Annotated in this window: 6 protein-coding genes; 3 read left to right on the top strand and 3 right to left on the bottom strand. The window is 62.1% G+C overall.

All coding sequences use genetic code 11. The features are described from left to right. The coding region (locus B2344_RS06650; RefSeq protein ID WP_290484878.1) for an aromatic ring-hydroxylating oxygenase subunit alpha at nucleotides 1-608 on the bottom strand (608 nt) is incomplete at its 3' end. A 150-nt stretch (nucleotides 609-758) separates the two neighbouring features. Between B2344_RS06650 and B2344_RS06645 the strand changes: the two genes are divergently transcribed. Then, complete coding sequence (locus tag B2344_RS06645; protein ID WP_349678146.1) at nucleotides 759-2,354, top strand: AbgT family transporter; 1,596 nt, start codon at nucleotides 759-761, stop codon at nucleotides 2,352-2,354. Between the two features lie 100 nt (nucleotides 2,355-2,454). On the opposite strand, the gene B2344_RS06640 is transcribed toward B2344_RS06645, so the two are convergent. Then, nucleotides 2,455-2,949: a ferritin-like domain-containing protein gene (locus B2344_RS06640; RefSeq protein WP_206991955.1), complete on the bottom strand. Its 495-nt coding sequence runs from the start codon at nucleotides 2,947-2,949 to the stop codon at nucleotides 2,455-2,457. 183 nt (nucleotides 2,950-3,132) lie between these two features. On the opposite strand from B2344_RS06640, the gene lepA reads away from it, so the two are divergent. Beyond that, nucleotides 3,133-4,938: a translation elongation factor 4 gene (gene lepA / locus B2344_RS06635; RefSeq protein WP_034817695.1), complete on the top strand. Its 1,806-nt coding sequence runs from the start codon at nucleotides 3,133-3,135 to the stop codon at nucleotides 4,936-4,938. On the opposite strand, the gene B2344_RS06630 is transcribed toward lepA, so the two are convergent. Beyond that, nucleotides 4,935-5,363, bottom strand: a complete 429-nt coding sequence (locus B2344_RS06630) for a helix-turn-helix domain-containing protein (RefSeq protein WP_290484877.1) — start codon at nucleotides 5,361-5,363, stop codon at nucleotides 4,935-4,937. The genes lepA and B2344_RS06630 overlap by 4 nt on opposite strands. Before the next feature lie 38 nt (nucleotides 5,364-5,401). On the opposite strand from B2344_RS06630, the gene B2344_RS06625 reads away from it, so the two are divergent. Next, nucleotides 5,402-6,280 carry a class I SAM-dependent methyltransferase gene (locus B2344_RS06625; RefSeq protein ID WP_290484876.1) on the top strand — a complete coding sequence of 293 codons (879 nt, stop codon included), beginning with the start codon at nucleotides 5,402-5,404 and terminating at the stop codon, nucleotides 6,278-6,280. The last annotated feature ends 22 nt before the right edge of the window (nucleotides 6,281-6,302 follow it).

The raw sequence follows: 6,302 nt of genomic DNA, 5'->3' as shown, positions 1-6,302 counted from the left end.
TTCAGCTTCAGGCCCACCGAGGGCGGACGCCACCACCATTGATTGTGCACGAAGGGCACATGGGCCGGGTCCATCAGGCCGACCACGGCATCATCCATATGCGCGTTGAACACGTCATGGATGACAAAGCCGGGCTTGTCCGGCAGCGGGCCGAATTCCGGCGGCGGCACGGCGGGGGGCGCATCGCTGCGGGGATTATGCGCGACATAGAGATAGACCGCGCCATTGGCCTCATGCACCGGATAGCGGCGCACTTTCACCTTGGACAGGTCATAGGGGCTGTCGTCTGTGAGGGACGGCATCAGCTTGCAGCCGCCATCGGTGCCAAAGCGCCAGCCATGATAGGGGCATTGCAGCGTCCACTCGCCATCGGTTTCCAGCTGCTGGCCCGCAGACAGCGGCACGAGGCGATGGGGACAGATGTCGCGCAGGGCGAAGGGTTCGCCCTTGGGCGTGCGACCGACGACGACGGGTTCGCCCAGCACCATGATGCGGTGCTGCTTGCCGGCGACGAGGTCGGTGGACGGCGCGGCCAGATACCAGCTGTCGGTGAGGTAGCCTTCGTCGGTAATGCCCTGTTTGGGCGCGGCGTGTTGTGTATCGGGCATGGGCGGGACCGGTCTTGTAACGATGGCCCCTGATTAGCGCATTTGGCGGGGGGTCACCAGTGCGCGGGCTGCGGCGGATATGGGGCGGAATATTGCCAGCGCGGCAATTGGCAATAAGGTGTCCCGCTTGATCTGGTTTTGACAGGGGAAATGGGCATGGCCGAGGCAGCGACCAATAAGGGATTCCTGGGATGGGTGGAGAAGACGGGCAACCGCCTGCCCGATCCGGTCTTCCTGTTCTTCTATCTGATCATCGCCCTGATGGCGATTTCACAGATTGCGGCCTGGACCAGTTTCAGCGCGCCGCACCCGACGCAGGTGACAGACGGCGGCACGCCGCTGGTCATTGAGTCGGCGAGCCTGTTCTCGGCCGAGAACATACAGCGCCTCTGGGTGGATATGCCGAAGACGTTCACGCACTTCCATCCGCTCGGCTATGTGCTGGTCGTGATGCTGGGCGCGGGCGTGGCAGAGCGCTCAGGGCTGTTTTCGAGCGCGATCCGGGCGGCGGTGCGCAATGCGCCGAAATTCCTGCTGACGCCGCTGGTCGCGCTGGTGGCGATGCTGTCGAACCATGCCGCCGATGCGGGCTATGTCGTAATGATCCCGCTGGCGGGCATATTGTTTGCCTCGGCCGGGCGCCACCCGCTGGCCGGGATTGCCGCGGCCTTTGCGGGCGTGTCGGGCGGGTTTTCCGCCAATATCTCGCCGGGCCAGCTGGACGCGCTGCTGTTCGGCATCACCGAGGCCGCCTATGGCGCGAGCAATATCGATGCGGGCTGGACGATGAACATTGCCGGCAATGCGTACTTCATTGCGGCGTTGCTGTTCATCTACCTGCCCGTGATCTGGTTCGTGACCGACAAGATCATCGAGCCGCGCCTCGGCAAATGGGTCCCCAGCCCGGAATCAGCCGTACAGGCTGGCGATGAAGACAAGCCCCTGACCGCCGAGCAGCAGAAGGGCCTGCGCATGGCGGGGCTCGCCCTGCTGGGCGTGTGCGCCTTGTGGGCGTTCATGACGTTCGGACCAGGCACGCCCCTGCTGGCCGATGGGCCGGGCACAGAAGGCAATCCGTGGTACCAGAAGGCCGGGCCGTTCTTCCGCTCGCTCGTCGCGGGCTTCCTGGTTCTGTTCCTTGCTGCGGGCTGGGCCTATGGCGCAGCCGCCAACACGATCAACAATCACCGCGACCTGGTAAACATGATGGCCGAGGCGATGAAGGACATGGGCTATTATCTGGTGCTGGCCTTTGCCGCGGCCCATTTCGTGGCGATGTTCGGCTGGTCCAATCTCGGCCTGATCTCGGCGGTGCATGGCGCGGACGCAATCCAGAATAGCGGATTGCCGCTGCCGATCGTGCTGGGCCTGATTGTCCTGTTCTCAGCGCTGCTGAATCTTTTCGTCGGCTCGGCCAGCGCAAAATGGGCATTGCTGGCGCCGGTGCTTGTGCCGATGCTGATGCTGTTGGGGATCAGCCCGGAAGGCGCGACCGCCGCCTATCGCGTGGGCGATGGCGCGACGAACATCATCACGCCACTGATGGTGTACTTCCCGCTGATCCTGGTCTTCGCGCGTCGCTGGCAAACTGATTTCGGGCTTGGCAGCCTGACGGCGATGATGATCCCGTATTCGGTCTGGATGCTGATCACGGGCGTCGCGCTGATGATGGGCTGGATCTTCCTGGGGCTCGATTTCGGCTTTGGCGCCCCGGCGCACATCACCGTACCCGGCGCGGGGGGATAGCGCGCACGGCAAACCCGGCCTGGCAGTGCCAGACCGGGCTCCCACCCCGTGGAGGCCAGCCGGAGTTACAGTTCAGCCAGCCCGCCTTGGGGGGGTGGAATCAGGCCGCTTCGCGGTTCACTTCGCCTTCAGCCAGCTGCGACATCTCGCGGTCACCGGAATAGGTGTTGTCGAGACAGGTCTGGAGCTGTTCGGCGTCGTCCTTGAAGCCAAGGCGACGGGCAAAGGCCAAGACGGTGCCATAGCCAGCAAGGGCGTAATGGGTCATGCGCTGATATTGCGAAATGATAGAGGCATCGCGGACATCCTCGTCCTCGATCTCGGCGTCGATGGCGTGGGCTTTCGCTTCTTTGACGAGGCCTTCCATGCCCTGACAGAATTCGCCGCGCGGGTCGGCCTTGTGCTTGCGGATCAGGCCTTCGACGGCGTTGATCCCGTCCTCGATGCCGCTGACGCCGCGTTTCAGCGCGTCCTGCAGCTTCGGATTATGGGCCTTTCCAGCGAGCTTCTCAGTCACCTTGAGGGATTGGCGATTGGCGCTGTAGAGGTCTTGCAGCTGGTCAATATAGAGGTCTTCGAGCGTCTGGATGCTCATGGGAAAATCCTTCCTGAGTGCGTGTTTGTGTGACGCAGAATCAATGGAAGGCACGTCGACTTGTTCCGGAGTTTCCTGATTTTAATGGAAATCCGCGACATTCTGCACCTCAGGGCGCCAGAACCGGCCCCCGCCTGAACGAGAACGCTTCCCGCGAGGCCAAAGCGCGGTTATATCCCGGCCATGATCTCACGTGACAAAATCCGCAATTTTTCCATCATCGCCCATATCGACCATGGCAAGTCGACGCTGGCGGATCGCCTGATCCAGCATTGCGGCGGCCTGACCGAACGCGAAATGAAGGAGCAGGTGCTCGACTCGATGGATATCGAGAAAGAGCGCGGCATCACCATCAAGGCCCAGACCGTTCGCCTGACCTATGAGGCACAGGATGGCGAGACCTATGTCCTGAACCTGATGGACACGCCGGGCCATGTCGACTTTGCCTATGAAGTCAGCCGCTGCCTCGCCGCCTGTGAAGGCTCGCTACTGGTCGTGGACGCCTCCCAAGGCGTCGAGGCGCAGACGCTGGCAAACGTCTATCAGGCCATCGACCAGAACCATGAGATCGTGCCGGTTCTGAACAAGGTCGATCTGCCAGCTGCTGACGTTGAGCGCGTGAAGGCCCAGATCGAGGACGTGATCGGACTTGATGCCTCTGACGCCATCGAGACGTCGGCCAAGACCGGCCTCGGCATTTCTGAAACGCTGGAAGCCATTGTCCAGCGCCTGCCTGCGCCAAAGACCGGCGAAGTCGACGCGCCGCTGAAGGCTGCCCTGGTGGACGCCTATTACGACCCCTATCTCGGCGTGGTCGTCATCGTGCGCATTCATGATGGCGTGCTGAAGAAGAAGCAGAAGATCAAGATGATGCGCACCGGCGGCGTCTATGAAATTGACAAGGTCGGCACGTTCAATCCGAAACTCACCGACGTTGAGGCGCTTGGGCCGGGCGAAGTCGGCTACTTCGTGGCTTCGATCAAGGAAGTCGGCGAAACGGCCGTGGGTGATACGATCACGGAAGACAAGCGACCCTGTGACAAGGCCCTGCCCGGCTATAAGGAAGTTCAGCCGGTCGTCTTCTGCGGCCTGTTTCCGATGGATGCGGGCGACTTTGACGATTTGCGCGCGGCGATGGGCAAGCTGCGCCTGAATGATGCAAGCTTTACATGGGAGATGGAAACCTCTGCCGCGCTCGGCATGGGCTTCCGTTGCGGCTTTCTCGGCCTGCTGCATCTCGAAATCATCCAGGAACGCCTCAGCCGCGAGTTCGACCTCGACCTGATCGCAACCGCGCCGAGCGTTGTCTATGAAATGACGATGACGGACGGATCGGAAATCGAACTCCACAATCCGGCAGACATGCCCGATGTCGTGCGCGTTGCCGAAATCCGCGAGCCGTGGATCAATGCGACGATCTATACGCCGGACGAATATCTTGGCGGCATCCTGAAGCTCTGCCAGGATCGGCGCGGCATCCAGACCGAACTGTCATACGTCGGCGGACGGGCGATGGTGAAGTACGAACTGCCGCTCAACGAGGTCGTGTTCGATTTCTATGACCGCCTGAAATCGATCAGCCGCGGCTATGCGAGCTTTGACTATGAGATTGTCGGCCACCGCGCCGAGAATCTCGTCAAACTGCAGATCCTGGTCAATGACGAGCCGGTCGATGCGCTCGCCATGCTGGTGCACCGCGACCGCGCCGAAAGCCGGGGCCGCCAGATGTGCGAGCGTCTGAAAGACCTTATCCCTCGCCAGATGTTCAAGATTCCGATTCAGGCAGCCATTGGCGGCAAGGTGATCGCGCGCGAAACCCTCAGTGCCATGAGGAAAGACGTGACCGCGAAATGCTATGGCGGCGATGCCAGCCGGAAACGGAAACTGCTCGACAAGCAGGCCGCCGGTAAAAAGCGCATGCGCCAGTTCGGCAAGGTCGAGATTCCTCAGGAAGCGTTTGTGGCCGCGTTGCGGATGGATGGGGATTAGCCCTTTCGGTTTGCCAGCCCAACCGGATTGCCCTTCGCTGAGATTCTCCCCGTCATGGCGGCGCGGAGGATGCGGCGAAAGCTGGGGCATTCCATATGGTTCGGCGCGCGGCAATTTGCGGCGTGGCGCAAGCCGTCGCGCATGATCGTCATCTGACGGATCTTCTCGTCCAGTTCGTCCGCCTTTGACATGAGCGTCGCACGCTCGATGCGGGGCCCCTCTTCCGACATCATGGCGGCGATCTCGTCCAGCGTGAAACCTGCGGCGCGGCCGAGCGAGATCAGGCCGAGCCGTTCCAGAACGTCTTCATCAAATAGGCGCCGGAGGCCGCGTCGCCCCGTCGAGCGGATCAGGCCGCGTTCTTCATAATAGCGCAGGGTGGAGGCCGGGATCCCGGATTGTTTGGCAACGTCGGAAATTTCCATGATAGGCTCTTGACCTCAAGTCGACTTGAGGTGGCAGGATGCCTCCACAAGATCGCAATGACAAGGAGCGCGGTACGATGAGAATGGCAAACAAGGATCAGGAAGAGATGTGGAATGGCGCGGGCGGAAAGGCCTGGGTGCGCGCGCAGACGCTGCTGGATACGGCCTTCCAACCCTTCGCGGACATCCTCGTCGAGACGGTGACGACGGCCAACGCAAATTCTGTCCTTGATATCGGCTGTGGCACCGGCGCGACAACGCTCGCCATGGCGGAAGCGCTGGGGCCGGATGCGGACTGTCTTGGCCTCGACATTTCCGAGACCATGATTGCCCATGCTCGCAAGCGCGCCGCCGAGTCCGGATCACACGCGGAATTCCTGGTCGCCGATGCGCAGACGCACGATTTCCCGTCGAGCACATTCGACATGATCACGTCCCGGTTCGGGGTGATGTTCTTCGAGGATCCGGTTGCCGCCTTCCGCAATCTGAACCGCGCCGCGCAGCCGGGCACACAGCTGCTCATGTTCAGCTGGCGTGACCCGGCGGAGAACCCGTTCATGACGGCGGCTGAGGCTGGCGCCCGCCCCCTGCTGCCCGGTCTGCCCGAGCGGGAGCCGAATGCCCGTGGCCAGTTTGGCTTCGCAGACGCCGCGCGCGTGGAGCATATCCTGTCCGAGTCCGGATGGCAGGACGTGGTGAGTGAGAAACTGGACGTGGAATGCCGCTTTCCCCTCTCGGCCATGGACCTTTATGTCTCGCTGATGGGCCCCGTCGGCTATGCCATCGCCCAAGGCGTGGATGAGGCGACCCGGGAGAGAGTCATCGACGTGGTGCGCGCCGCCTTCATGGAGTTTGCTGATGGCGACGAAATTGTCTTCACGGCAGCCTGCTGGAAAACTGCCGCGAGGGCAGCCTAGGCCGACCTGCCCCTCCACGCTA

It is taken from the genome of Hyphomonas sp. UBA3195 (genome assembly GCF_002366485.1).
Lineage (GTDB): Bacteria > Pseudomonadota > Alphaproteobacteria > Caulobacterales > Hyphomonadaceae > Hyphomonas.
This window is presented reverse-complemented; position numbering and strand designations above follow the sequence as displayed.

Excerpts from the sequence above, each read along its gene's own strand:
- B2344_RS06645 (WP_349678146.1), top strand. The coding sequence starts at position 759 with ATGGGCATGGCCGAGGCAGCGACCAATAAGGGATTCCTGGGATGGGTG.
- B2344_RS06640 (WP_206991955.1), bottom strand. The coding sequence starts at position 2,949 with ATGAGCATCCAGACGCTCGAAGACCTCTATATTGACCAGCTGCAAGAC.
- lepA (WP_034817695.1), top strand. The coding sequence starts at position 3,133 with ATGATCTCACGTGACAAAATCCGCAATTTTTCCATCATCGCCCATATC.
- B2344_RS06630 (WP_290484877.1), bottom strand. The coding sequence starts at position 5,363 with ATGGAAATTTCCGACGTTGCCAAACAATCCGGGATCCCGGCCTCCACC.
- B2344_RS06625 (WP_290484876.1), top strand. The coding sequence starts at position 5,402 with ATGCCTCCACAAGATCGCAATGACAAGGAGCGCGGTACGATGAGAATG.